The sequence below is a fragment of the Pseudarthrobacter sp. B4EP4b genome, assembly GCF_006680095.1.
In the GTDB taxonomy this organism is placed as follows: domain Bacteria; phylum Actinomycetota; class Actinomycetes; order Actinomycetales; family Micrococcaceae; genus Arthrobacter.
The window spans coordinates 66,873-90,827 of sequence record NZ_VHIJ01000058.1 but is presented as its reverse complement, the minus strand read 5'-3'; the positions used below and the strand labels follow the sequence as shown (position 1 = coordinate 90,827).

General features: G+C 67.0%; 19 protein-coding genes. 5 read left to right on the top strand and 14 right to left on the bottom strand.

Annotated features, from left to right (window positions below):
* Positions 1 to 33 precede the first annotated feature (33 nt).
* Positions 34 to 696, bottom strand: a complete 663-nt coding sequence (locus tag FNL14_RS19690) for a zf-HC2 domain-containing protein (protein WP_142063596.1) — start codon at positions 694 to 696, stop codon at positions 34 to 36.
* The gene (locus tag FNL14_RS19685) at positions 693 to 1,193 is read right to left on the bottom strand and encodes a sigma-70 family RNA polymerase sigma factor (RefSeq protein ID WP_091423337.1); all 501 of its coding nucleotides are present in this window, start codon (positions 1,191 to 1,193) and stop codon (positions 693 to 695) included. The genes FNL14_RS19690 and FNL14_RS19685 overlap by 4 nt, the downstream gene beginning before the upstream one ends.
* A 164-nt stretch (positions 1,194 to 1,357) precedes the next feature.
* Here FNL14_RS19685 and FNL14_RS19680 point away from each other — a divergent pair, with 164 nt between their 5' ends.
* A complete protein-coding gene (locus tag FNL14_RS19680; protein WP_142063530.1) occupies positions 1,358 to 1,915 on the top strand; it encodes a hypothetical protein in 558 nt (185 codons plus the stop codon).
* A gap of 42 nt (positions 1,916 to 1,957) precedes the next feature.
* Here FNL14_RS19680 and FNL14_RS19675 read toward each other — a convergent pair whose 3' ends face one another.
* From FNL14_RS19675 to FNL14_RS19665, 3 genes are all read right to left on the bottom strand, one after another.
* Entirely contained in the window at positions 1,958 to 2,695 is a 738-nt protein-coding gene (locus FNL14_RS19675) for a hypothetical protein (protein WP_142063527.1), read from the bottom strand.
* Positions 2,688 to 3,266, bottom strand: coding sequence for an RNA polymerase sigma factor (locus FNL14_RS19670; protein WP_142063524.1), 579 nt, complete (start codon positions 3,264 to 3,266; stop codon positions 2,688 to 2,690). The genes FNL14_RS19675 and FNL14_RS19670 overlap by 8 nt, the downstream gene beginning before the upstream one ends.
* Before the next feature lie 203 nt (positions 3,267 to 3,469).
* Complete coding sequence (locus tag FNL14_RS19665) at positions 3,470 to 4,159, bottom strand: protein tyrosine phosphatase (RefSeq protein ID WP_142063520.1); 690 nt, start codon at positions 4,157 to 4,159, stop codon at positions 3,470 to 3,472.
* A 177-nt stretch (positions 4,160 to 4,336) separates the two neighbouring features.
* Between FNL14_RS19665 and FNL14_RS19660 the strand changes: the two genes are divergently transcribed.
* Entirely contained in the window at positions 4,337 to 4,972 is a 636-nt protein-coding gene (locus tag FNL14_RS19660) for a DUF5655 domain-containing protein (protein WP_142063518.1), read from the top strand.
* A 57-nt stretch (positions 4,973 to 5,029) separates the two neighbouring features.
* Here FNL14_RS19660 and FNL14_RS19655 read toward each other — a convergent pair whose 3' ends face one another.
* A complete protein-coding gene (locus FNL14_RS19655; protein ID WP_142063515.1) occupies positions 5,030 to 5,881 on the bottom strand; it encodes a hypothetical protein in 852 nt (283 codons plus the stop codon).
* 196 nt (positions 5,882 to 6,077) lie between these two features.
* Here FNL14_RS19655 and FNL14_RS19650 point away from each other — a divergent pair, with 196 nt between their 5' ends.
* Positions 6,078 to 9,554, top strand: a complete 3,477-nt coding sequence (locus FNL14_RS19650) for a DEAD/DEAH box helicase (RefSeq protein WP_142063593.1) — start codon at positions 6,078 to 6,080, stop codon at positions 9,552 to 9,554.
* Positions 9,555 to 9,613: 59 nt separating this feature from the next.
* Positions 9,614 to 10,639, top strand: coding sequence for a glycoside hydrolase (locus FNL14_RS19645; RefSeq protein ID WP_255470933.1), 1,026 nt, complete (start codon positions 9,614 to 9,616; stop codon positions 10,637 to 10,639).
* A gap of 127 nt (positions 10,640 to 10,766) precedes the next feature.
* On the opposite strand, the gene FNL14_RS19640 is transcribed toward FNL14_RS19645, so the two are convergent.
* The 8 genes from FNL14_RS19640 to FNL14_RS19605 form a co-directional block, all read right to left on the bottom strand.
* Positions 10,767 to 12,056 carry an ammonium transporter gene (locus FNL14_RS19640; RefSeq protein ID WP_091423315.1) on the bottom strand — a complete coding sequence of 430 codons (1,290 nt, stop codon included), beginning with the start codon at positions 12,054 to 12,056 and terminating at the stop codon, positions 10,767 to 10,769.
* A gap of 260 nt (positions 12,057 to 12,316) precedes the next feature.
* The gene (locus FNL14_RS19635; protein WP_255470932.1) at positions 12,317 to 13,603 is read right to left on the bottom strand and encodes an allantoate amidohydrolase; all 1,287 of its coding nucleotides are present in this window, start codon (positions 13,601 to 13,603) and stop codon (positions 12,317 to 12,319) included.
* Positions 13,604 to 13,614: 11 nt separating this feature from the next.
* The gene (locus tag FNL14_RS19630; RefSeq protein ID WP_142063512.1) at positions 13,615 to 14,802 is read right to left on the bottom strand and encodes an FAD-dependent oxidoreductase; all 1,188 of its coding nucleotides are present in this window, start codon (positions 14,800 to 14,802) and stop codon (positions 13,615 to 13,617) included.
* Positions 14,802 to 16,166: an FMN-binding glutamate synthase family protein gene (locus FNL14_RS19625; protein WP_142063509.1), complete on the bottom strand. Its 1,365-nt coding sequence runs from the start codon at positions 16,164 to 16,166 to the stop codon at positions 14,802 to 14,804. The genes FNL14_RS19630 and FNL14_RS19625 overlap by 1 nt, the downstream gene beginning before the upstream one ends.
* An 8-nt stretch (positions 16,167 to 16,174) precedes the next feature.
* Positions 16,175 to 16,897, bottom strand: a complete 723-nt coding sequence (locus tag FNL14_RS19620) for a protein glxC (protein ID WP_142063506.1) — start codon at positions 16,895 to 16,897, stop codon at positions 16,175 to 16,177.
* On the bottom strand, positions 16,885 to 17,805 hold the full coding sequence (locus FNL14_RS19615) for a glutamine amidotransferase (protein ID WP_142063503.1): 921 nt from the start codon (positions 17,803 to 17,805) through the stop codon (positions 16,885 to 16,887). The genes FNL14_RS19620 and FNL14_RS19615 overlap by 13 nt, the downstream gene beginning before the upstream one ends.
* A 27-nt stretch (positions 17,806 to 17,832) precedes the next feature.
* A complete protein-coding gene (glnT, locus tag FNL14_RS19610) occupies positions 17,833 to 19,215 on the bottom strand; it encodes a type III glutamate--ammonia ligase (protein WP_142063500.1) in 1,383 nt (460 codons plus the stop codon).
* A 257-nt stretch (positions 19,216 to 19,472) separates the two neighbouring features.
* Positions 19,473 to 20,060, bottom strand: a complete 588-nt coding sequence (locus tag FNL14_RS19605; protein ID WP_255470931.1) for an XRE family transcriptional regulator — start codon at positions 20,058 to 20,060, stop codon at positions 19,473 to 19,475.
* 237 nt (positions 20,061 to 20,297) lie between these two features.
* Between FNL14_RS19605 and FNL14_RS19600 the strand changes: the two genes are divergently transcribed.
* Positions 20,298 to 23,846: a discoidin domain-containing protein gene (locus FNL14_RS19600; protein WP_142063494.1), complete on the top strand. Its 3,549-nt coding sequence runs from the start codon at positions 20,298 to 20,300 to the stop codon at positions 23,844 to 23,846.
* The last annotated feature ends 109 nt before the right edge of the window (positions 23,847 to 23,955 follow it).

Sequence of the window (23,955 nt, the reverse complement as noted above, 5' to 3'; positions counted from 1 at the left end):
ATACGGATCAGGCCGCAGCGATCACACCAGCAATCAGGGCACGGTGATCACGGCAACCGTCTGCTGGGTTCCGTCCCGCAACTCCACGCTGGAGATGCTGCCCAGCTGGATGGGTGTTGCCCCCGTGACCTTGACCCGGCCGCTGGGGGTGGCGGTCCAGGCGCACGCGCGGTCCTCCCCGCCGGCCCGGTCCCTGACCCAGAGCGACAATGTGCCGTCGGAGGGAAGGCTGCTGCCGTTAACGGCCAACTCCGTCCCCCACGTTTTGCGGGCAAGGTCGATGCTGAACTGCAGCCCGCCGCCCGACTGGACCGAGTAGCTGGCGTCCGGCTGCGGTGCCCGGCCCAGGAGCGGACCCACGGCCAGTCCCACGGCGAGGCAGGCAGCGGCGACAGCGCCCGCGAGCGCCGCCCAACGCCGTCGTACTTTACGACGGCGGCGCGCCAGCTCGGAGAGGAGGGCCACCGGGGCCGCGGTTGAGGGCGCGGCAACCGCCGCTGACGGACCAGCGGTGAGCGCCACGGCGTCCGGCACCGGAACGGCGTCCAGCAACATGGGCACTGTCTCCAGCCGGGCCAGTTCCTCCCGGCACTGCGGGCACTCCTGAAGGTGGTCTTCGAAACTCTTCAGGTCAATGGCATCCAACCCGCCCAGCAGGTAGGCGCCCAGCAGTTGGTGCAGCCCGGAAGCATTCACCACTCCACCCCCATTTCATCGAGGATGGTCCGCAGGGCCCGCACAGCGTAATAGGCGCGGGATTTCACCGTTCCGCTCGGGATGTTCAGCTGCAGGGCCGCCTCGTTCACGGTGAAGCGGCGGTAGTGCAGGGCCACCAGGACGTCACGGTGCTCGGTGCTGAGGCGGAGCAGCGCCTCCTCGATCAGTACCCGGTTCAACAGTTCGTCCACTCGCTCCACGGCTTCGGCGTGACCGCTGAGCCCGTCGTCCAGCGCCTCCGCGGGGCGGCGTTGGGCACGGCGGTAATTGTCGATCATGATATTCCTCGCGGTACGGAACAGGTAGCTGCGAAGGCTGCCGGTCACCTCGGGTGCGTGTTGCCATACCCGGAGCACGGTTTCCTGGACCACGTCTTCGGCAAGCTGTGGATCACGGGAGGCGCTGAGCACAAAGCGGCGGAGGGCCGGGCCGTGTTCGCGGTAGATGGACTCCACCACGTCGTCATCAAGCGGCATTCGGCGGACCTCCTGTCCCAGCCTCCGGCACGGCTATTCCGCGCTTCCCGGCTGATACGACGCCGGCAGCCGGGATTTGGTTCAACCTGAACCATTCTTCACCCTGCGGCGTCGTACTGGTTAGCGTCCGGCGATCGGCGCCGGGCACCACCAAAGGAGCAACCATGAAACAGCGTGTGTTGGGGGCAGGCCTTGCAATCCTCGCCCTGTCGGCGGCCCTCACCGGGTGCGGCGGCGGCGGAACCACTCCTGCGGCCAGCAGTCCGGCTGTCACGGGAGGTGCACCTGCCGCCTCGGCAACCGCCCCCGCCGGCTCGGTATCGCCGTCCGCAACATCAACGGCGAGTGCAGGCGTTGACCTCAAGACGGCGTCCTCCAGCGCGGGCACTATCGTGGTGGACTCCAAAGGCATGAGCCTCTATTTCTTCACCAAGGACGTGAAGGATTCGGGCACCAGCGCCTGCACCGGCGGATGCCTGACGGCGTGGCCGCCGCTCACCACCACCTCTGATAAGCCGAAGGTCGAAGGGGTCACCGGGACGGTTGGCACCATCCCCACGCCGGAAGGTAAGAAGCAGGTAACCCTGAACGGCCTCCCGCTGTACTACTTCGCGAAGGACACCAAACCCGGCGACGTGCTGGGCCAAGGCGTCAACGATGTCTGGTACCTTGCGGATCCGTCCGGCGAAATGATCAAGAAGATGGCCGCCTCAGGCTACTGACCGGATCACCTGGCCCTGTGGCCCGCGGTGGGCGCCCGGACGTCAGGGAAGCGGGACGGCCGGCAGCGTCCCCGGCAGGGGAACCTGCGAGGGGAGCGGCACCTCCGGTTGCTTTCCCAGGCCATCGGCGATCTGACCCGGGACTGCCTCGGGCAGGGTTTCTGAAGCGGGAACTTCCCCGGGCTGTCCCGGGGAAGTTCGCTGGCCACTGGGGGCGGTCGCAGCAGGAATGGCCGACGGCGGCTCAACCGCAGGGTGCGCTGCGGCTGGGTCGGCAGGGATAGACGCCGGGTCGGCTGACGGGGTGGCGGCCGGGGCTGTGACTGCGGGGGCTGCGGGCACAGGTGCCGCGGGCTGCTCCGCCTGGTCATTGGCAGGAACTCCGGCTGAACCGGTGATGAAGGAGGTGACCGCGTGGTTGAGCTGGGTGAAGGATTCACGGATGCCCTGGTCTGACGCAGCGGCTACCGCACCGCCGGCACCGAGTGATACCGCGACGGACAAGGTGGTGAGGACTGTGCGGCGCCTCGCCCTGCGGCGGGCTGCGAGTTCGTCACCAGGGGCGCCCGGTGCTGCCGCCACGGCGGGGGCCGGTGGTGTTTCCGCAACAGGGGCTCCGGCCATCAGTGCCAGCAGCTCGGCAGAAGGTTCCGGCGCGGCCGCGTTCAGGGCCTGGAGCTCCAGGAGGACGGGGCGGAGCTGGCTGTCGCCGCCCAGGTCTGCTTCCAGCAGCAGCTGGTCCACTGCCCCGCCGGCGCGGGATCCTGCGGTGTCACTCATGGTTTGCCTGGTTTCTTGAGAGCGTCTGTGCCTTGAGATTGGAAAGGGCCCGGCGTTGAAGCTGCTTGATGGCTCCCTCGCTTTTGCCCATGATTGCGGCCACCTGTTCGATGGACAGGTCGGCCACCACGCGCAGGGCCAGCACTTCCTGGTGTTCGTCACTGAGCCCCGCCAGCAGTGCTTCGGCCCCGCCGTTCAGTTCCACAGCGTGATCTTCCGCGCTGGGTGTGCTGCGGCTGTCCTCCTGCGGGTCGTAGGGAGTCAGCTGGGGCCTGCGTTCGAGCCGGCGGTAGTGGTCCACCATCCGGGCATGGGCGATGGAGAAGATCAGTGACTTTGCGCCTTGAAGGCCCCCGCTGAGGCCGTTGATCCTGGGGAAGAAAGCCAGGAATACGTCCTGGGTGACCGCTTCGGGATCGTCCACGCCACGTGCTTTGAGATAGCCCAGTACCGGTCCGGCGAAGGACCTGTAGGCAACGCCGAAGAGCGCTGCCGGGTCGGTGCCGGCGGCGTCGTCGAATATGTCGATATCTTCTTGGGCCAAAGTGTCAAGCACCAGCGGCTCCTCCATCCCGGGACAGGCAATCCCCGTCCCGGTTTACGCTGCGGTTCGCGGGTCCCGCCCGCACTGCCCCGACGGCCCCTGGCTGCTTCTGACGGACGGTATTCCGGTCTGTTCCAGTGGTGCGGGCGGTGATCGTAAAGATCGGCACTGCCGTACTGCGGGAAACGGAATCCGGGCCGTTTCCCGCAGTACACCCTAGCTAAGCGTGCCTAGCGGACCGAAACGGAGGGTGCGTCCACGACGTTGCCGGCGCCGGCGGGGACGGCGGGAACTGCAGGTACGGCGGGGACTGCAGGCTCGCCGTCGACAGCCGGGACGGCGGGCACAGCCGGGACTGCCGGAACAGCAGGCAGCTCAGGACGGTCCACGTCTACAGCGGCGGAGCCGGCTGCCTCAGCGCCGGCCTCAGCGGCGGCATTGGCGTGGGCCACGACGTCGGTGCAGAAGCTGCCGATGTTTGCCTCGCCCTGCGCGGCAACCGCGAGTGAGGAGAAGCCTTCGGAGGAGGCGTTCAGGCCGCCGTTGGTGAAGGCCGTGCACAGGCCGAGCGATGCGGCACCGGCTGCGTCAACGGCTGTGCTGGCCGCAGCGGAGACGGAGGCCTGGGCGGCGACGTTGTCGTCAGAAACGGTGGCGTCTGCGGAGGCGTCTGCGTCTGCGTCGGCGGCGGCGTTGGCTGCTGCGTTTGCGGCCGAATCTGCGGTGCCCTGGCCTTGGCCGGCAGCTTCTGCTGCGAGCTTCGGGGCCGGTGCGCCGAAGACATCGTGCGCGGTCTGCTGAGCTTCGGTGGGGAGGACACCGGTAACGGCAGCTGCCCCGGTTCCGCCGACGGCGATGGTGCCGGCTGCCAGTACTCCGGCGGCGACTTTGCTGGTGGCGAGAACGGTGAACAACGACATAAAACTCTCCAAAACCTAGGCAACATGTTCAGTTCGGGCCCGGCGGGCGGGCCCATCACCTCCTACATCGCCGGGGGCGGCGGAAAGGTTACGGGCGCGAAGAATCTTTTTTTCGAGGCGGTCGGCGGCAGGGCCGGGGGCGCCGTCGGGAGGCGCGTCCGGCATTACGATCGAGGCATGCCTACAAACCCCGAACCGGCACTCGTACCGCAGAAAAAGGCCGGAACCTGGCAGCTGATGGTGGACAACAACAAGGCGCTCCTGATGCGGAAGACCGGCCAGGACACCGCGTATTGGACCGAGAAAGCCCGGGCCGCCGGCATCCAAAACGACGGCGAGCTGCGCCGCTGGATGCGCGACGAATTCGGGGTGACCGGGTACGCCCAATATGCGGTGTCCTGGGAAATGTTCGGTTACCCGGACTTTATGCTTCGTGATGCCGACGAACTGATCGACGGCCAGTATGCGAACCATCCGCAGCTGAGGCCCATCGCTGATGCGCTCCTGGCGTGGGCTGCCGCCACGGACGGTGTGGGAATCCAGATGCGGAAGGGCTACGTGTCCCTGCACAGCCGGCGGCGGAAGTTCGCCCAGGTCACCAGGACCACCAACAACGCCGTGGACGTGACGCTCCGGCTTGGGGCCGGGGAGCCCGGTGCTTCTACGCCCGACGGCCCCGCGGCGCACAGGATCGAGGAAGTCAAGACCAGGCCGGATGATCCGTTCACCCGCCGGGTGCGCCTGACCTCCGAGGACCAGGTGGACGACGAACTGCTGGAAATCCTGGCGGCTGCCCTGGCCCAGAACAGCTGACTCGGGTCCAACAGCAAACAGCTGGCGGGGCGCCCTGCCGGCGCCCCGCGTGCCCGCCTAGGCCTCGACCATCTCCGCGTCGGCTTCCGCGAACTCCACCGCCGCCACGATCTCCTGAGTTTCGGGGTTGACCATAAATGCCTCGTCGTCCTCCTCCACCATGAGGAAGTCGCCATGGTCCGTGGAGAAGTGCCAGGCGAGGGTCTTCTCTCCGTCGTGAACGTAGTTCGGATCGCCCATGGTGATCTTGATCAGCTCATACCCGGCGATGCTGCAGAGTTCGCGGATAATGATCTCGAAGTCCGGGGCATCCTCCAGCGCTTCAGCCTCGGCCTGCGCCTGGCGTTCCGGCAGGTCCGGGATCCGGGCGACGAGACGCTCGATGTACGCGCCGATCTCCTCGTCGTCCAGCACCAGCAGTTCGGCCTGGCCGCGCAGCCAGGCCGCGTTCAGTGCCGTGATGTTTTCACTCTCCAGCAGCTCCTCGAACTCGCCGTCGAGCTCCTCAATGCGGAGGACGCCGTCGGGTGTGTCCGCGGTGTCGTCCAGGCCGCCGTCGAGGTAGTGTTCCTCGTCTTCCTCGGACAGGTCATCGAATGCCTCCACGGCGCGGTTGAAGAGGTCCAGGTGTGCGGTGGCGCCCATTCCCGCCATGCCTTCGCGGATCAGCGTGTCCGTTTCGGAGCGGTCGACGGCGGTGAACACGTACTGCGCGAAGCCACCCTCAAGTGCCTGCGTGAGGTAGAAGTCCACGTAGTAGCTGCGGACTGCAACGGGCGACATCTCTTCGGTGCGAAGCAGGGCGGTGTGCATGGCGTCGACGATGCTGACGTTGGCTTCGACGACGTCCTCGTCGTTTGATGCGATGCTGCTGCTGGTCAGGACGACGGGCTGCTGGCTGGTGGTCATGGCAATCCTCACTGCTTTTGCGGGTGCTGCTTGAACGCTTTTCACGCTACGTGCGCCTGGTACCCGCAGGGTTGAGGAGGAAATGAACGTCCGGCGAAGTTTCCGGGGCTTTTGAATCCCGCCGGCGAACTAAGATGGATCAGATAACCAACCACCGGCCCGGCCACGCCGCGGCCTGTTGAAAGTAGCGCGCGCCATTCCATCCCACCCGGACGAAAGCTCGGCACTGGCAATACAGACCCCCGCCATCAACGACCGTTCCCTGGCCGCCGGACTGGCCTACGCCATGGGCAGCCGTGTTTCGGGCATCTCTTTCGATCCCGCCACCGGGCTCATGCTGGGCAAGGTCCGGGGCGGCGCTGACCTGCCCTATTCCACTACCGCCAAACTGGTCCGCAAGGGCGGCGGCTGGAGCTGCACGGTTGGCGTGTGCAGCTGCCCGGTCCGGAAGGACTGCAAGCACGTGGCGGCGCTGCTCTTCGCGGCGGAGGACAATCCGGCCACCCGCGTCCAGCTGCTGTCCCCGGGCGGCGCACCCGCCACCCAACTCTCGCGGGAGCCCTCCGCGGCCGTGTCCGATTGGGAAAAGGCCCTCAGCCCCCTGATCTCCCAGCCCGGCGCCGCACCCTCCACCGGCGGTGTCCCGCTGGCCCTCCAGTTCGAGATTGAGGAGCCGGCGCCGCACTTCTCCTACACAGGCCGGCGGGACCCCCTCCGCAGCGTCCGCCAGCTTAAGGCCCGCCCGGTCATCATGGGGGCCAAGGGCAAGTGGATCCGCGGCGACGTCTCCTGGAACACCCTGAGCTACCTGAACTTCCGCCGCGAATGCAACGTTTCGCATGTGGAGTGGATGCAGGAGTTCCTGGCCGCCCACTCCGCCTCGGCCAGCCGGATGCAGAACTCCTCGGGCCTGTGGCTGGGCCTGAACACCTATTCCGGAAAGAACCTGTGGAGCCTGCTGGCAGACGCCGGGAAGATCGGCCTGGCCCTGGTTCACTCCAAGGGCACCGAACCCGTGCGGCTCGCGGAGTCACCTGCCGCCGTCGGCCTTAACCTGGGCCGTTACGGTGCTCCTGTTGAAAGCCCGCTGGATGAAAACCCCGGGGCTGAACCCGAGGCGGGCCACGGTGTCCCGCCCAAGGAGCAGGCGTCCGACGGCGGCCTCGAGCTGGCGCCCACCATCACCGTGGAGGGGGAGGATGTTGATCCGGCCGCCGTGGGAACCATCGGCCGGCCCGCGCACGGCATCTTCTTCACCTCCGGCGAAGCCTCCCTGCCGGGAGTCCCCGACCCCGACGGCATCATCACGCTGGCACCGCTTGAGGGCGGCCTGAGCGAAGAACTGCTGGCGTTTGTCACCGCCGGAAGCACCCTGCACATCCCCGCCAAGGACGAGACACGCTTCCTCACCGGCTTCTATCCCAAGCTCAAGCAAACCGCCCGGGTCACGGCCCGCGACGAGTCCGTGTCACTGCCCGCACTGGCCGTCCCCACGCTCTCGCTGCTCGCCAACTACGGTGCGGACCACAGGCTCCGGCTGCACTGGGAGTGGCACTACAAAACCGGAAAGCTCGTCACCGCCCAGCCGCTGTGGCGGCACCCGGGTGACCACGGCTACCGCGACGACACCGCCGAGGCCCGCATCCTGGAAGGCATCGGCCGGCCGTGGGAAGTGGTTGCCGCGCTGGGTGAATCCGCCACCGGCGGCTGGGGAACCCCCCGGCTCGCTGCGTCCGTGGAGCTGAAGGGCCTGGACACCCTGGCCTTCACCGAGGAGGTGCTCCCCCGGCTGCGCGAGGCTCCCGATGTGGACGTGGACACGGTGGGCGAGATCGCCGACTACCGCGAGGCCGAGGAAGCACCCGTGGTTTCCATTTCCACCAAAGCCACCGAGCAGCGCGACTGGTTCGACCTCGGCATCCAGATTTCCCTGGAGGGCCAACCGGTCTCCTTCGCCGCAGTGTTCTCGGCGCTCGCCGCGGGCCAGACCAAAATGCTGCTGCCCAGCGGAGCCTACTTCTCCCTGGACCTGCCCGAGCTGCACCAGCTGCGCGCCCTGATCGAGGAGGCCCGCTCGCTGCAGGACAACAAGGATGCGCCGCTGCAGATCAGCCGCTTCCAGGCCGGCCTGTGGGACGAGCTGACCCAGCTGGGGATCGTGGACGAGCAGGCCGCCGCCTGGCGCTCCGCCGTGGGCGGCCTGCTGGAAGGCGGCGTGGACGGCCTGCCGCTGCCGGCCACCCTCAACGCGGAGCTGCGGCCGTACCAGCTGGAGGGCTTCAACTGGCTCAGCTTCCTGTACAAGCACAGCTTGGGCGGGATCCTCGCTGACGACATGGGCCTGGGCAAGACCGTGCAGGCGCTCGCGCTGATGTGCGCGGCGAAGGAAATGGCCCTGCCGGCCGTTGCGGAGGGTTCAGCGTCCGACGCCGGCGCTCCCTTTTTGGTGGTTGCGCCCACCAGCGTGGTGGGCAACTGGGCCCTGGAAGCGGCGCGCTTCGCGCCCGGCCTGAAGGTCCACGCCATCAGCGAGACTTTCGCCAAGAGCAGCCAAGTCCCTGCGGAGGCGCTCGCCGGCGCGGACATCGTGATCACGTCCTACGCGCTGTTCCGGATCGATTACGAGGCCTACGCGTCCACACAGTGGGCGGGCCTGGTGCTGGACGAGGCCCAGTTCGTTAAGAACCACCAGTCCAAGGCATACCAGTGTGCCCGGAAACTGCCGGCGGCCTTCAAGCTGGCCATCACGGGCACGCCGCTGGAGAACAACCTGATGGAGTTCTGGGCCCTCACCTCGATCGTGGCCCCCGGCCTGTTTTCCAGTCCCAAGCGCTTCGCCGAGTACTACCAGAAGCCGGTGGAGAAGAACGGCGACAAGGGGCAGCTGGACAAGCTCCGCCGTCGGGTCCGTCCACTGATGATGCGGCGCACCAAGGACCAGGTCATCAAGGACCTGCCGCCCAAGCAGGAGCAGATTCTCGAAGTGGTGCTGAACCCGCGCCACCAGAAGGTGTACCAGACCCATCTGCAGCGGGAACGGCAGAAGATCCTGGGGCTGATCGAGGACGTCAACAAAAACCGGTTCACCATCTTCCAGTCGTTGACCCTGCTGCGGCAGCTCAGCCTGGACGCCTCCCTCGTTGATCCGGCACTTGCATCCGTCCGGTCCAGCAAGCTGGACGTGTTGTTCGAGCAGCTGGAGGACCTGGTGGCGGAGGGCCACCGCGCCCTGATCTTCAGCCAGTTCACCGGGTTCCTGGGGAAGGTCCGCGAGCGGCTGGATGAGGAGAAGATCGAGTACTGCTACCTCGACGGCGGCACCCGCAACCGCGCCGACGTGGTCAGCGAGTTCAAGAACGGCAGCGCACCGGTGTTCCTGATCTCCCTGAAGGCCGGCGGTTTTGGCCTCAACCTCACCGAAGCCGACTACGTGTTCCTGCTGGACCCGTGGTGGAACCCGGCCTCCGAGGCCCAGGCCGTGGACCGGACGCACCGGATCGGGCAGGCACGGAACGTGATGGTCTACCGGCTCGTGGCCAAGGACACCATCGAGGAAAAGGTGATGGCGCTAAAAGCCCGGAAGTCGCAGCTGTTCGCCGACGTAATGGAGGGCGACGCCCTGGCCGGCGGTGCCATCACTGCCGAGGACCTGGCAGGGCTGTTCCAGGAATAGGCGGGGAACCCTTCGCAGCTGCACCTATCGCGTAAGCTGGACGCACCAAAACTACAACGTTGGAGAAAACTGTGTCCCAGCAGCAGGCCGCCCAGCAGACTCTCGCACCGCCGGCCCCTCCCCTCCTGCGCCCGGATGCGTTCAGCACCCCCTACCGCGACCCCGTCTGGGACGGCCCTACAGATCCCATCCTGATCCCGGACCACCGCACCGGCGAGTGGGTGCTGTTCTACACCCAGCGCCGGGCCACCGCACCAGGGTTGACCGGCGTCGAATGGGTACACGGCACGGCCATCGGCGCTGCCCGGTCCTCCGACGGCGGACTCAACTGGACCTACCAGGGCACCGTGGACGGACTCGTCCCGCCCGCCACTGAACTGCCCGCCACCCTCTGGGCCCCCGACGTCGTACGCATCTGCGACCAGTGGATCATGTACCTGACCGTGCTCGGCGGGGTGCGGACCGACTGGACCGGGACCGCATCCATCGTCCAGTTCGCCAGCCAGGACCTGGCGACGTGGGAGTACCTGGGCGCCATCGACCTGGACTCGCCGCGCGTTATCGACGCCGCCGTCGCCCTCTGCGGGGACGGCCGGTACCGGCTTTGGTATAAGGACGAAGCCCGTGGATCAAACACGTACAGCGCGGTGAGTGACACACCCGGGGACCCGTCGTCGTGGGTCCTTGAAGGACTCACCATCCCGGGCCGCCCGCATGAAGGGCCCAAGGTCTTCCAGCTCGGCGGAACGTTCTGGATGATCGTGGACGAGTGGCGCGGCCAGGGTATCTACCGCTCGGAAGACGGCGCGGGCGGCTGGGTCCGGCAGGACCACCTGGGCGGGCTCATCCTCACCTCACCGGAATCGGTGGACGGAAGGCCCGTCGTCGGCCGCCACGCGGACGTGGTCCCGCTCCCGCCCGGGGCGGACGGCAGGGAACGCGCCGTGCTGGTCTACTTCACGCATCCGCACTGGAACGGCGAGGACATCGATACCATGGCGCCGGACCCTCGAACCCGCCTCAGCCACGTCCGGGCGGCGGTACTGGAAGTCCGCGAGGGAAACCTGGTCTGCGGCGAGGGGTAAACAAACGGGCACAGCAAAGGGCCAAACCTTGGAACTATAAGCCAGCTGGTGCTGGCACCGGTCCAAGGCCTGGCCCTTTGCCTGACTCGTATTCCGGGCGCCCCCACCCGGAATTCTTTACTGGCCGCTAGACCCGCTGGGGCGAACCGAGCTCCACCGGATCTTCATCCGTCAGGTACGCCAGCTCCGAGTGGGCGGCGAGGTCGATGCCGCGCATTTCGTCTTCGGGCTTGATGCGCAGGCCAATGGTCTTGTCCAGGATCTTCGCCAGGATCCATGTGATGCCAAACGAGTAGACCAGGACGGAGACGGTGGCCAGCGCCTGGACTCCCAGCAGTTCGACGCCTCCGCCGTAGAACAGGCCGCTCACGGCGTTGGGTGCAGCGTCCGTGGCAAACAGGCCGATCAGCAGGGTTCCGAGGATGCCGCCCACGAGGTGGACACCCACCACGTCGAGTGAATCGTCGAAACCGAGGCGGAACTTCAGCTCAATGGCGAGCGAGCACACGGCCCCGGCGATCGCGCCGATGGCCACAGCGCCGAGCGGGCTGACAGCACCACAGGCGGGGGTGATCGCAACGAGCGCCGAGATCAGACCGGAAGCGGCGCCCATGCTGGTGGCGGCTCCATGGCGGACCCGCTCAACCAGTGCCCAGGCCAGGAGGCCGGCGGAAGCAGCAACAGCGGTGTTCAGGAAAACCACCGATGCGGACTGGCCAGCGGAAAGCGCAGAGCCGGCGTTGAAGCCGAACCAGCCCACCCACAGCAGGCCTGCGCCCACCAGCACCAGCGGGCGGCTGTGCGGTTTGGCGTGTTCCACCTTGGGCCAGCCGGAGCTCTTGCCCAGGACCAGCGCCAGGGCCAGTGCGGCAGCGCCGGCGTTCATGTGCACCGCGGTGCCGCCGGCGAAGTCGATGGCCTTGATGCCGCTGGCGATCCAGCCGCCAACGGTGCTGCCGTCAGCCGAGGAGAACGCGAATACCCAGTGCGCGATGGGGAAGTAGACGATCGTGGCCCAGATGCCCGCGAACAGCATCCAGGCGCCAAACTTCATCCGGCCGGCCGCGGCTCCGGCAACCAGTGCCGTGGTGACGCACGCGAAGAACAGCTGGAATGCGGCGAAGAGGATCACCGGGATGGACGCCCCATCATCGGCGGGAAGCAGCTGCGCCATGCCGGGGAACTCGGTAACGTCCCCGATGAGTCCCATGCCGCCCACGGAGTTTCCGAAAGCCATGGAGTAGCCGAACAGCGCCCAGAGGACGGCCACCAGGCTGGCGCCGCCAAAGCACATCATCATCATGTTGAGGATGCGGCGTGAGCCCACCATGCCCCCGTAAAACAGGGCCAGGGCGGGGATCATCATGCAGACCAGCGCGGAGCTGGCCAAAATCCAAGCGACATTTCCCGAATCCATGGGAAACCCCTTTCGTGATGCGAAGAAGAGAGAACGGTAAGTTGCCGTCAGAGCCGATCCGTCAGGAGGGACGCGGGATGAATTCCACGTTCAGCGGAGGGCGGCCATTGCCGTCTGGTTCCAACTGTATGACTGGCATTTTTGGCTGGGTTTCCGATGTGTAAAATGATCGTTTCAGTCGTCCGCCTGCGAGTTTCAGCTGTCCCTCCAAGCGCACGGGAGGGCTGCCGGGACCTCTACGGCAGCGCACGACGGCGGCCCTAGCCAGTGGCACGGGCCCCGCCCAGCAGCCCGGCCAGCGAGTCAGCCAGCGCCACGGCGCCTTCCTCGGCGTCCCAGTCCTCCACCAGTTCGTCCGGTGAGTGCGAGACGCCGGTGGGGTTCCGGACGAAGAGCATGGCGGTGGGGATGTGTGAAGCCAGCACACCGGCGTCGTGCCCTGCTCCGGTGTCCAGGACCGGCGCGGCGGGAAGCAGTTTTTGCAGCCGGTCCCACAGGCCGGCGTCAAAATGCACTGTGGGGCTCAGCGATTCCGTGGCCAGGCTTGCCGTGCAGCCCTCCTCCGCGGCGAAGATCCCGGCGTTCAGCCGGATGGCTTCCACCAGGGCTGCGGTGACGGAGTCGTCCGGGTGGCGGACGTCGATCCACAGGTCCACTCGGGACGCGATCACGTTCGTCCCGCCAGGTACCGGTTGGATCCTGCCTACAGTGGCCCGCGCATCCCGGTACTTCCGGGCAGTATCGCGGATGCCGACCATGATCTTGGCAGCGGCGATCATGGGATCCTTGCGGCCGGCCATCAGGGTGGTCCCTGCGTGGTTGCCCTGGCCGGTGATGCTCAGCTTCCAGCGGCCGTGCCCCAGGATTGACGAGCCGATAGCCACGGGCTGGTTGAGGTCCACCAGTCCCCTGCCCTGCTCCACATGCAGCTCCACGAACAGGCCAAGCTGTTGGAGGGCCTTGTAGTCGGCGCCGATCAGCCGCGGATCCTGTCCGTTCGCGGCCGCGACGTCCGCATAGGTGTTGCCGTCGGGGTCCTTCAGCCGGCGCGCCTTGTCCGGGTCCAGTTCACCGGTAAGGAGCCGGGAACCCAGGCAGGCCACCCCGAACCTCGAGCCCTCCTCCTCGGGGAAGACGGCGATGGCCAGGGGCCGCCGGGGACGGAGCCCGCGGGCCTTCAGGATGTCGACGGCGACCAGCGCCGAGGCGACCCCCAATGGGCCGTCATACGCGCCCCCGCCCGGAACCGAATCGAGGTGGCTGCCCGTCACCACGGCGTCCCTCCGGGTGCCGGCGGAAGTGTCCCACCAGGCCCAGATGATGCCGTTGTGATCGGTATGGACGTCCAGTCCGCGCCGTTCGGCCTGCTCGATGAACCAGGCGCGCAGGTCCGTCTCGGCGGTGGAGAACACCGGCCGCGAGTAGCCGCCGCGTGAGGTGTCCCTGCCGATGGCGGAGATATCCTGCAGCAGGCTGCTCACAGTGGATGCGCTGGTTCGGGCGGACGGCAGGGCCTCCGCCATGGGTACGGTCTGTGGAAGACTCACTGGTATCCGTTCTACGTGGTCACAGCTGTTGACGATGTCATCCGGAACCGGCCGGGAACTGTCCCGGCACCGGTGGCCAGGTCCGCGGCCCACTGGCCGATCAGCGGCGCGAACTTGGCGCCGTGCCCCGAACATGGCGAGAGGACAGTCAGGTTCTCCGCGCGGTCGATGACGAAGTCTTCGCCGGGGCTGTTGGTGAACAGGCAGGTGGTTTCCGCGTACGGATTCGGGTCCAGGCCGGGAAGGTAGCGGCGGACGTAATCCACTACGCGGCGCCGGTTGGCGGAATCCACTTCACCGGTCTGCTCCCGGGCGGACGGGATGAGTTTCCCGCCGTTGTATTCGGCCACTTTCTGCCCCGCGAAGCCTGCGTCGCGTCCGCCGGGAAGCCCGTAGGCCTGGATGTCGGCGGCCTTGTGGATGAACGTGGGCCAGCCCGCGGTACCCCGGCCGGTGCCGCCTGAAGCCGCGCCGCCGTCGTGATCCCGGTATTTGAAGTGGAACGCCTGCTCCTGCCGGACGGTGAACTCCGGCAGCGCCGCCCGGAAACCTGGAGGGAGGGACAACCGTCCCAGCAGCCCCGGGAGCCAGCCGCCGGCGCTGATCACCACGTTGCCGGCGTCCACCGTTTCCCCTGTTGAGGAATGCAGCCGGTAACCCGCACCCGTCCGTTCCACGCTGTCCAGCTCCCAGCCGGTCAGCAGCCGCGCGCCGTGCCCGACGGCGAGCCTCACCATCGCGTTCACCGCGGTTTCCGCGTCGATCACCCCGGCCCCGGGATGCCAGAGGACCTCGGTATCGAAGGCGATCTGCGGCCAGCGTTCCCGGGCGTCCGCGGCGGACAGGAGTTCGTGTTCGATCCCTTCGGCCGCCAGCACCGAAGCCAGCAGGCGGGGATTGCGCTCCGGGCCGTAGTCCACGGCGCCGAACGGAGTGATCAGGGTGGTTCCGGAGGCCGCGGCCAGCCCGTCCCACAGCGCCTTGGACTCCAGGACTGCCCGGGTATAAAAGGGGTCCGGGTAGGCATAGCGGAAGATCCGGGCGGAGCCGTGCGAACTGCCGTCGTGCGCGGCAGGGGTGCTGCGTTCCAGGAGGGTGACCTGGTGGCCGCGGGCGGCGAGCTGCCAGGCGGTGGCAGCGCCGGCCAGGCCGGCGCCCACCACCACAAAGTCGGAGGAGTCAGAAGCGGCTCCAGGCATCAAAAGCTGCCCTGGCCGGGGATCCAGCTGGTGCCCGCCAGCGGCACGCGGGCCATGGCGGAGGCCTCGATAGTCAGCGCCACCAGATCCTCAGGTTCGAGGTTGTGCAGGTGCGACTTTCCGCAGGCCCGGGCGATGGTCTGCGCTTCCATGGTGAGGACGCGGAGGTAGTTGGCCAGCTGTTTGCCGGCGGCTACCGGATCCAGCCGGGAGGACAGCTCCGGATCCTGGGTGGTGATGCCGGCGGGGTCGCGGCCGTCCTGGAAGTCGTCGTAGAAACCGGCGGCGGAGCCCAAGGCGGAGTACTCAGCGGCGTAGCGGGGATCGTTGTCGCCGAGTGCGATCAGCGCAGCCGTGCCGATGGCCACTGCGTCCGCGCCGAGGGCCATGGCCTTGGCCACGTCCGCCCCGGTCCGGATGCCGCCGGAGACGATGAGCTGGACCTTGCGGTGGACCCCGAGTTCCTGCAGGGCCTGAACAGCCTGCGGGATCGCGGCGAGGGTGGGGATGCCGACGTTCTCGATGAACACCTGCTGCGTGGCGGCAGTTCCGCCCTGCATGCCGTCCACCACCACAACGTCGGCGCCGGACTTCACGGCGAGCGCTGTGTCGTAGTACGGCCGGGAGGCGCCGATCTTGACGTAAATGGGCGTCTTCCAGTCGGTGATCTCGCGGAGCTCCCCGATCTTGATTTCCAGGTCGTCCGGGCCGGTCCAGTCGGGGTGCCGGCTGGCCGAGCGCTGGTCGATGCCCACCGGCAGGGTGCGCATTCCGGCCACGCGTTCGGTGATCTTCTGGCCCAGGAGCATGCCGCCACCGCCCGGTTTGGCGCCTTGGCCGAGCACGATCTCGATGGCATCGGCCTTGCGCAGGTCGTCCGGGTTCATGCCGTACCGGGAGGGCAGGTACTGGTACACGAGGTGCCTGGACTGGCCGCGCTCCTCAGGCGTCATGCCGCCGTCGCCCGTGGTGGTGGAGGTGCCCACCTCGCTGGCGCCGCGGCCCAGCGCTTCCTTCGCGTTCGCGGACAGGGCGCCGAAGCTCATGCCGGCGATGGTCACCGGGGTCTGCAGGTGCAGCGGGCGGGTGGCGTGCCGGTCGCCAAGGACGACGTCGGTATCGCACTTTTCGCGGTAGCCCTCCAGCGGGTAGCGGGACATGGAGGCGCCCAGGAAGATCAGGTCGTCAAAGTGCGGGACCTTGCGCTTGGCGCCCCAGCCCCGGATGTCGTAGACGCCGGTGGCGGCCGCGCGCTGGATATCGGCGATGGTGGCGCGGTCAAAGGTGGCCGACTCGCGGAGTCCCAATTCCGCAACGTTTTGTACTGGTACTTCGGTGGAGAGCGGTACTGAGGTGATGGTCATGGGGGCTCCTAGTACGACGTCGAGTTGTCGACGTGGAAGTGGTAAAGGTTCCGGGCTGAGCCGTAGCGCTTGAAGTCGGCCGGATTGTCGCTGCGGCCGGCGGCGGCCAGCAGTTCAGCGAGTTCGGCAAGGTGCTCGTCGCGCAGCGGTTTTTCGATGCAGTCGGCGCCGAGGGAGGCCACCGTGCCCTTGACGTAGATCCGGGCCTCGTAGATGGAATCGCCCAGCGCATCACCGGCGTCGCCGCAGACCACCAGGCGGCCGGCCTGCGCCATAAACGCGGACATATGGCCGATGTTGCCGCCCACCACAATGTCGACGCCCTTCATGGAAATCCCGCAGCGGGCCCCGGCGTTGCCGTCGATGACCACCAGGCCGCCATGGCCGGTAGCCGCTGCGGACTGGGAGGCGTCGCCCGTGACATGCACCCTGCCGGACATGATGTTCTCGGCCAGTCCGACGCCGGCATTGCCGTTGATGGTCACGCCGCCTTTTTGGTGCATCCCGGCGGCGTAGTAGCCGGCGTGGCCTTCGATGGTCACGTTGATGTCCGCGTCGATGCCGACGGCCAGGCTGTGCTTGCCGCCGGGACTGGCGACAGTCCAGGACTGCCCGTCAACGGCAGCGTGGATGGCCTGGTTAAGTTCGCGGACGGTGCGGGTGGCGAGGTCCACCGTGGTGTCCGTCAGCGCGTCGACGGCGGGGGCTTCGGGGGCTGTCAGAGTGACCATGTGTAGACCTTTCCGGGTTCCGGTTCAAAGATGCGGGCGTTGTCGATGCCCGGCAGGCCGGCCAGGGCGCGGTACTCGGAGGCCATGGCCACATAGTCGTCCGTTTCGGCGATGATGGCCGGCTTGCAGGCGATGGGGTCCCGGACCACGGCCATGCTGTCCGCGGTGGTGACCACCAGGGTGTAGAAACCGTCCAGGACCTTGCCCAGGTTCACCAGTGCTTCCTCGAGGGTGTCGCCCTGCTTCAGCCGGGAGGCGACGTACCGTGCGCCCACTTCGGTGTCGTTTTCGGAGTCGAACACCACGCCTTCGCGCTTGAGCTCACGGCGGACGGTGGCGTGGTTGGAGAAGGAGCCGTTATGGACCAGGCACAGGTCGTCGGCGACCGAGAAGGGGTGGGAGCCGCCCGCGGTGACGGCGGATTCGGTGGCCATCCGGGTGTGGGACAGGCCCTGGCTTCCGGCCATGGCTGCGAGTCCGTGCTCGGCCGCGATCTCCATCGGGTGGCCAACGCTCTTCATCACGGCCACATGCTCGCCGCGCCCGATGATGGTCGCGCCGGGCAGTGTTTCGCTGACTGCTTTCACCAGCAGGTCAGTCCCGACGGCGGCACTCACCAGGGTGGTATCACCCACCACGCGGGCATCTGCTGCGTCACCTGCTGGAAGCACACCAGCGAGGAGCGCGGAGACGCCTGCGGTGATGGACGCCGTCGTCATCCCCTGGTCCTTGCCCAGCAGGCTCAGTGTGGAGGTACCGGGAGAAACCAGGCCGGGGGTGTTGTAGACGGCGAGGCCGGCGGAGTCCGGTCCGCGGTCCACGATCTGGCAGAGCATCGAGGACAGCAGGCTGCCCATCTGGGGATGCAGCGAGGGGTTGCGCAGCTGCAGCGCGGCAATTCCGCACATGGTGGTCCTTTACGTGTGGGTAGTGGGTCAGATAGAGGTCAAATAGGTGCGGATTTCCCAGTCGCTGACCTGGTTGTGCCAGCTCAGGAACTCCTCTTCCTTGGCGTCCGCGTAGTAGCTGCCGATGGCGGGGTCGCCGCTGAGACTGGCCAGGATCACGGGATCCTTCCGCAGCGCTTCGACGGCGTGGAGCAGGGTGGCCGGCAGGAGGTGTGCGTCGGGCTTGGACTCCCCCGGCCCGGACGGCTGGCCCGGGTCCAGGGACTTCTCCACACCGTCCAGCCCGGCGGCAATGGCCGCCGCGATGGCCAGGTACGGGTTGGCCGAGCCGTCACCGGAGCGCAGCTCGATCCGCTTGTTGTCCGGCACCCGGATCATGTGGGTGCGGTCGTTTCCGCCGAAGGATGCCTTCCGCGGCGACCAGGTGGCGCCGGAGGAGCTGGTGGTGGCACCAGACCTTTTGTAGGAGTTCACGGTGGGCGCGAGGAAGGCCTGCAGCGCGGGAGCGTGGTCCAGGATGCCTGCGATGAACGAATAGGCGAGGCCGGAAAGCCCAAGGCCCCGGCCGCCGTCGTCCGCTCCCGCGGCGGGGAACAGTGGCTCGGCACCCGACCACAGTGACAGGTGGAAGTGCAGGCCGGTGCCGGTCCGGTCAGTGAAGGGCTTGGGCATAAACGTGGCGGTCATGCCGCGCTGCCCGGCCAGGATGTTCAGGATGTAGCGGAGGGACACCACCCGGTCAGCCGTGGTGAGGGCATCCGCGTAGTTGAAGTTCTGCTCGAACTGGCCGGCGGCGTCCTCGTGGTCGTTGGCGTAGTTGCCCCAGCCCAGGCTGTTCATGGCATCGGAGATGGAGGTGAGGTGGTCGTACATGCGGGTGACGCCGCGGGCGTCGTAGCAGGGGCGGGGTGAGTCGTCCTTGCTGTCCGCGGTACTGATCGTCCCGTCGTCGTTCTTTGTCACCAGGAAGTACTCGACCTCGGCGCCCACCTTTGCTTGCATGCCCTTCTCCGCCAGGCGGGACAAAGTGTTTTTCAGGACCACGCGCGGGGCGTAGGGCCAGGGCGCGCCGTCAACGTGCGGATCGCAGTGGATGATCGCCAGGCCCTCCTTGATGAAGGGCACCGGGGTGAAGGACGCGAGGTCCGGGACAGCGATCAGGTCCGGGTCCTGCGGCTTCTGGCCCATCAGCCCGGCGGCGTACCCGGCGAAGCCCATGGCACCGTTTTCCAGTTCGTCGGCGGCTTCCACGGGGACCAGCTTGGCGCAGGGCCTGCCCGTCATGTCCACGAAGGTGGCCAGCAGGAAGCGGACGCCGTGGGCACGCGCAATGTCTGCGAGGGAAATCCGGCGGGCGCTCTCCGCCACAGGTGCTTCTGTTGGTACTTCAGGTGTCGCGAGACTAGTCATCGGAACTGTCCTGTTCGCTTGCTGTTGCTTCCTATGAAACCTTGTTGAACCACAGTAGTCAAAGGTCTGTTTCAAGCGAGCGCAGGATTTGTTAAATCTGGATGTCGCGGGGTCCGGCTGGAAAGGACACGTCCGCGCCTTAGGCAGGAGCATTCAGGCAGCAAAGGGCGCAGAAAGGGGCGCATCCCAGCCGCCCAAGCTCTACCGCGCACGTGCGGCGTTCGGTCCCCGGCCGGTCCGCAGCTTTACAAGTGTTCCTACTTGGCGGCCACGGCCAGGAACCGGATGGGCAGTTCCTGGAGTTCGAGCGGGCCGTGGGGGCCTTCGCCGTCGAGAAGCAGTGAGTCACCAGGCTCCATGGTGTATTCGTACTGGCCGTGGCCGTAGACCATCCTGCCGGCCAGCATGTAGATGAACTCGGTGCCCGGGTGCTGGAAGAGCGGGAAAACATCCGAGGCGTCCGTCAGCGTCACCAGGGTGGGCTCCAGCGCATCCGTGCGGCCCTTTAAAGTACCCAGCACGCGGTATTCGTGCCCGTGCTGGGTGCCGCTGCGCACGGTGAGGCTGCCCTCGCCATTCTTGGTGAAGGTGGCATCCCGGTCTGTGTCCGCGCCGCGGAACAGCGCGGTGACGGGGATCCTAAGCCCGTCGGCGAGGCGCTGCAGGGTAGTCAAGGAACAGGACGTACTGGCAGTTTCGATCTTTGAGATCATCGCCTTGGACATCCCGGTGCGGGAGGCAAGCTCGGCGGAGGACAGGCCCTGGGAGGTGCGGTAGTGCCGCAGTTGGGCCGCAATCACCTGTTCGAGCTTTCCGGCAACCTCTGCCCGGGCATGTTCCGTCATAGCAGCCATCTTAGGTTGCCTGCTTCAGCCGCTGGTCGCTTGCCACAACCACCGCACGCGGTTCCAGATTGCATCATCCGCGTGCAGGTTTGTTCGAGCACGATCGATGCTGTTCGAGTGGCTTGTTGCGGCCGCCTCCCGCCCATAGTCTCGCTGTGCCGCAGCTTTCCCGCTCCCCTGGATCTCCGTAGCGGGCGCCGGCACCAGCAACGCTTCCTGAGACAGTGAGGTACAACAATGACGTTCTCCGCCCGACCACCACGAAGGCTGCGAAGGCCGGTGGCCGCCCTGGCAGCCGCGGTCACGGCAGCAGCCGGCCTGGCGGTGCTGCCGGCCGCGCCGGTGGCAGCAGCCGATGCCACCCCGGTGACCATCACCCCCAACCCGGCGAGCCGCGGCGAGGCCTTTGAAGGCTGGGGCACCAGCCTGGTCTGGTTTGCGAACGCGACGGCGGGCTACCCGCCGGAGCTGCGGGAGGAGCTTTACCAGAAGGTGTTCGGTGAGGACGGGCTTAACCTCAACATTGCCCGCTACAACGTGGGCGGCGGCAACGCGTCCGACGTCGCCAACTACCTGAACGACGGCAGCGCGGTGGAGGGCTGGTGGAAGCCGGTCACTGAACCCGGTGCCGGCGAAACGCCATCGAACCTGTACAACCCGGACGGGTCGGTGGACCCCGCGCAGGCCAACAAGCTCGCGTTCCTCAACCAGTGGAACCCGGATGACCCCGCCTCCTACAACCCCGATGCAGACCGTAACCAGCGCTGGTGGGTGGAACGCCTCGCCGCAGACCAGCAGATCACCCATTGGGAAGCCTTCAGTAACTCTCCTCCGTGGTTCATGACCAAGAGCGGCTACGTCTCCGGCCAGGTCAACACCAACAAGGGCGAGAATCTGCTGCCCCATGCGGAAGCCAAGTTCGCCGCCTACATGAAGCACGCCGTCGAACTCCTCGAAGACGGCAGCGGCATCACAGTGGACACCATCGATCCGTTCAACGAGCCCAACTCCGGCTACTGGGGCACGGACATCAACGCCGCCACCGGCAAGCCGCCCACCACCTACACACAGAAACAGGAAGGCGCGCTGATCTACCCGGCGGCGCAGGACCGCGTCACCAAACTGCTCGCCGCCGAACTGGCCAAGGACGGCACCAGCACGGACGCCGTCATCTCTGCCATGGACGAGACTGATCCGAGCAAGTTCATGACCAACTGGAACGGCTACAGCCAGCAGGCCAAGGACGCCGTCTCCCAGTTGAACGTGCACACCTACGGCACCAACGACCGCCGCCGCGTCCGCGACCTGGCAAACTCCACGGACAAGCCGCTGTGGATGAGCGAAGTGGGCGGTTTCTGGACCGGCAACCCGGCGCTCGGCGACTCCACCAGCGGCTGGGACCGCTCCAACATCACCAACGGCCTGGGCATCGCCGGCCGTATGGTCAACGACCTGCGCGAACTCGAACCGGACGCCTGGGTGTTCTGGCAGCCGGTGGAGGACACCTACAAGCAGGAAAAGGCGGACAAGGGCTGGGGCTCCATCTACGTTGATTTCGACTGCAACTACGCGGGCCGTGAGGGCTTCTCGAACCGCCGGCTCAACGACGGCGCCAGCGCCGACGCCGCCAAGTGCAAGGTCCTGACCAACCAGAAGTACAACACCACCCGGAACTTCACGCACTACATCCGCCCCGGCGACTTCCTCATCCAGAATGACAACGCCAAGACCGCGAGCGCCCTGGACGCGGACGGCAACGGGGCCAGCCTGGTGCACTTCAATGACACTCCGACGGCGGAAAAGGTCACCATCGACCTCAGCCGGTTCGGCAGCATCGCTCCCGGCGCCACCGTCACACCGGTGGTCACCACCAAGTCCCCGCTGGACGACATCGAGCGGAACGCCCTCGTCAAAGGTGCCCCGGTCGCCGTCGATAGCGCGGCAAAGTCAGCCACGCTGGACGTTCCGGCCGCGTCCGTGGTGACCTTCGTCGTCGACGGCGTCAGCGGAGTGGCGGGCAACGCCGCCCCCGTGCAGGACGGCCACAGCTACCACCTCACCGGTGAAGCCAGCGGAAAGTACCTCACCGGCAAAGCCGACGGGTCCGCCGCCATCCAGGATCCGGGCAGCACGACGGCGGAGGTCAGCCCGCAGCTGTGGACGTTCACCGCAGCGGGCGGCAAGCAGTTCGCGAACGACCGACGCTGGGTGGTCACCAACAAGGACGGCCGCGTTCTGACCGGCAACGGTGGCGTGCTTAACGCCAGCCAAACGGGCAGCGCGTCCCTGGCCACAATGTCCCTGGAACAGGCCAAAGCTGATCCTGCGGCGCAATGGATAGTCACCACTGAAAATGGCAAGCAGTGGTCGCTGGTGAACGCCGGAGCCGCCATCGCCCTGCAGGTCTCCGGAAACCAGACCGCTGCGGGAGCCTCCGTGTCGCTCAGCTCGTCCACCGGAACCACGGCAACGGCAACCGGCAACGCGCACCAGGCCTGGGGTTTCACGGACCTCGCCGACCTGAAGCTGCTCGGCACCAAGCCAGTGGAACTAAGCACTCCCGTTGGCATTGCACCATCCTTGCCGTCCACCGTTACCCCGCTGTACGCCACGGGTGAAGGGCGTCCGGCAGCAGTTCACTGGGACACTGTGGATCCTGCCGTCTGGAAGAAACGCGGCACGGTGACCATCACCGGGTCAGGCACGGACGTCTACAGCCAGTCCTTCGCCGACGCCAAGGCAACCGTGACCGTTGGCAAATACACGGCCACGGACCCCGTGTCGGTGACGGTCGGAGCGGGTGCCACGCTGGACGGTGTCAAGGCGGCCGCGCCCGCGACTGTTCCCGGCCAGGTGGGAGCGGCAGCGGCCCGGAACGATCTCGCTGTGACCTGGGACTGGAGCACCCTTGACCCGGCGGCGCTGCAAACGCCGGGGACTGCCACCGTCCGTGGCAAGGCCGGCACCGGAGTGGCCGGTGACAAACCGCTCGATGCCCTGCTGACCGTGCTGGTGGTGGACCGCGTCCCGAGCAGCAACATCTGCAAGGACGATCCCGCCACCACGGTCACCGCCAGCTACACCGAGGGCTCGTACACCGCCAGGAACACCTGCGACGGCAACGCGTCCACCCGGTGGTCCAACTGGGTGGGCGGCGGCCGTAACGGCGACAGCCTGAGCTACGCCTTCAGCCGCGACTACACCGTGGACTCAGTGACGGTGACCTCCGCCGAGAAGGCAGCCCAGAGCCTGAAAATCCAGTACCAGGATGCTTCAGGGGCCTGGCAGGACACCTCGGCAGGAACCGTCACCGGGCTGAGCACCACCGCTCCGACCAAGGTGGAGTTCAACCCTGTCACCACCCGCGGCATCAGGGTTGTGGTGGCGACCCCCGGTTCCTACACCAAGGTGGCTGAGGTGGCCATTGCCGGCACACGGCTGGGCGAAGCGGGCCTCGCTGACCTCGGCCGGTTGCTGGTGGACCAGAAGTCCGTAGTGGGCTTCTCGTCCGGAACGGGCAATTACACAGTTCTCACGACGTCGACGGCGGCGCCCACAGTTGCCGCCTACCCGCTGGACACCAACACCAAAGTTGTGGTGTCCCAGGCTACGGTTCAACGGCCGACGGCGACAGTCACCGTGACTGCCCCGAACGGCACCACCCGGGAGTACACAGTGGCTTTTGTGTCGGGCAAGGCAGCCTGTGCCGGCGGAGGCTGGGCCATCAACGTGGAGCCGGGCTTCACCAATGAAGGGGAGTGCGTGAGCTTCTTCGCCTCGAAGTAGGCGGGTCGCAGCCTTCCTCTGAACCACGGGAACGGCCGTTGGAGCCGCCAGGCAACTGGCACTTCGGCGGCCGTTTTTCCTTGTACCGCCGGACTATGCTGGGGAAACC

Coding starts and splice junctions, on each gene's coding strand:
- FNL14_RS19685 (WP_091423337.1), bottom strand. CDS start 1,193: ATGCCGCTTGATGACGACGTGGTGGAGTCCATCTACCGCGAACACGGC.
- FNL14_RS19680 (WP_142063530.1), top strand. CDS start 1,358: ATGAAACAGCGTGTGTTGGGGGCAGGCCTTGCAATCCTCGCCCTGTCG.
- FNL14_RS19675 (WP_142063527.1), bottom strand. CDS start 2,695: ATGAGTGACACCGCAGGATCCCGCGCCGGCGGGGCAGTGGACCAGCTG.
- FNL14_RS19670 (WP_142063524.1), bottom strand. CDS start 3,266: ATGGAGGAGCCGCTGGTGCTTGACACTTTGGCCCAAGAAGATATCGAC.
- FNL14_RS19665 (WP_142063520.1), bottom strand. CDS start 4,159: ATGTCGTTGTTCACCGTTCTCGCCACCAGCAAAGTCGCCGCCGGAGTA.
- FNL14_RS19660 (WP_142063518.1), top strand. CDS start 4,337: ATGCCTACAAACCCCGAACCGGCACTCGTACCGCAGAAAAAGGCCGGA.
- FNL14_RS19655 (WP_142063515.1), bottom strand. CDS start 5,881: ATGACCACCAGCCAGCAGCCCGTCGTCCTGACCAGCAGCAGCATCGCA.
- FNL14_RS19640 (WP_091423315.1), bottom strand. CDS start 12,056: ATGGATTCGGGAAATGTCGCTTGGATTTTGGCCAGCTCCGCGCTGGTC.
- FNL14_RS19630 (WP_142063512.1), bottom strand. CDS start 14,802: ATGCCTGGAGCCGCTTCTGACTCCTCCGACTTTGTGGTGGTGGGCGCC.
- FNL14_RS19625 (WP_142063509.1), bottom strand. CDS start 16,166: ATGACCATCACCTCAGTACCGCTCTCCACCGAAGTACCAGTACAAAAC.
- FNL14_RS19620 (WP_142063506.1), bottom strand. CDS start 16,897: ATGGTCACTCTGACAGCCCCCGAAGCCCCCGCCGTCGACGCGCTGACG.
- FNL14_RS19615 (WP_142063503.1), bottom strand. CDS start 17,805: ATGTGCGGAATTGCCGCGCTGCAGCTGCGCAACCCCTCGCTGCATCCC.
- glnT (WP_142063500.1), bottom strand. CDS start 19,215: ATGACTAGTCTCGCGACACCTGAAGTACCAACAGAAGCACCTGTGGCG.
- FNL14_RS19605 (WP_255470931.1), bottom strand. CDS start 20,060: ATGACGGAACATGCCCGGGCAGAGGTTGCCGGAAAGCTCGAACAGGTG.
- FNL14_RS19600 (WP_142063494.1), top strand. CDS start 20,298: ATGACGTTCTCCGCCCGACCACCACGAAGGCTGCGAAGGCCGGTGGCC.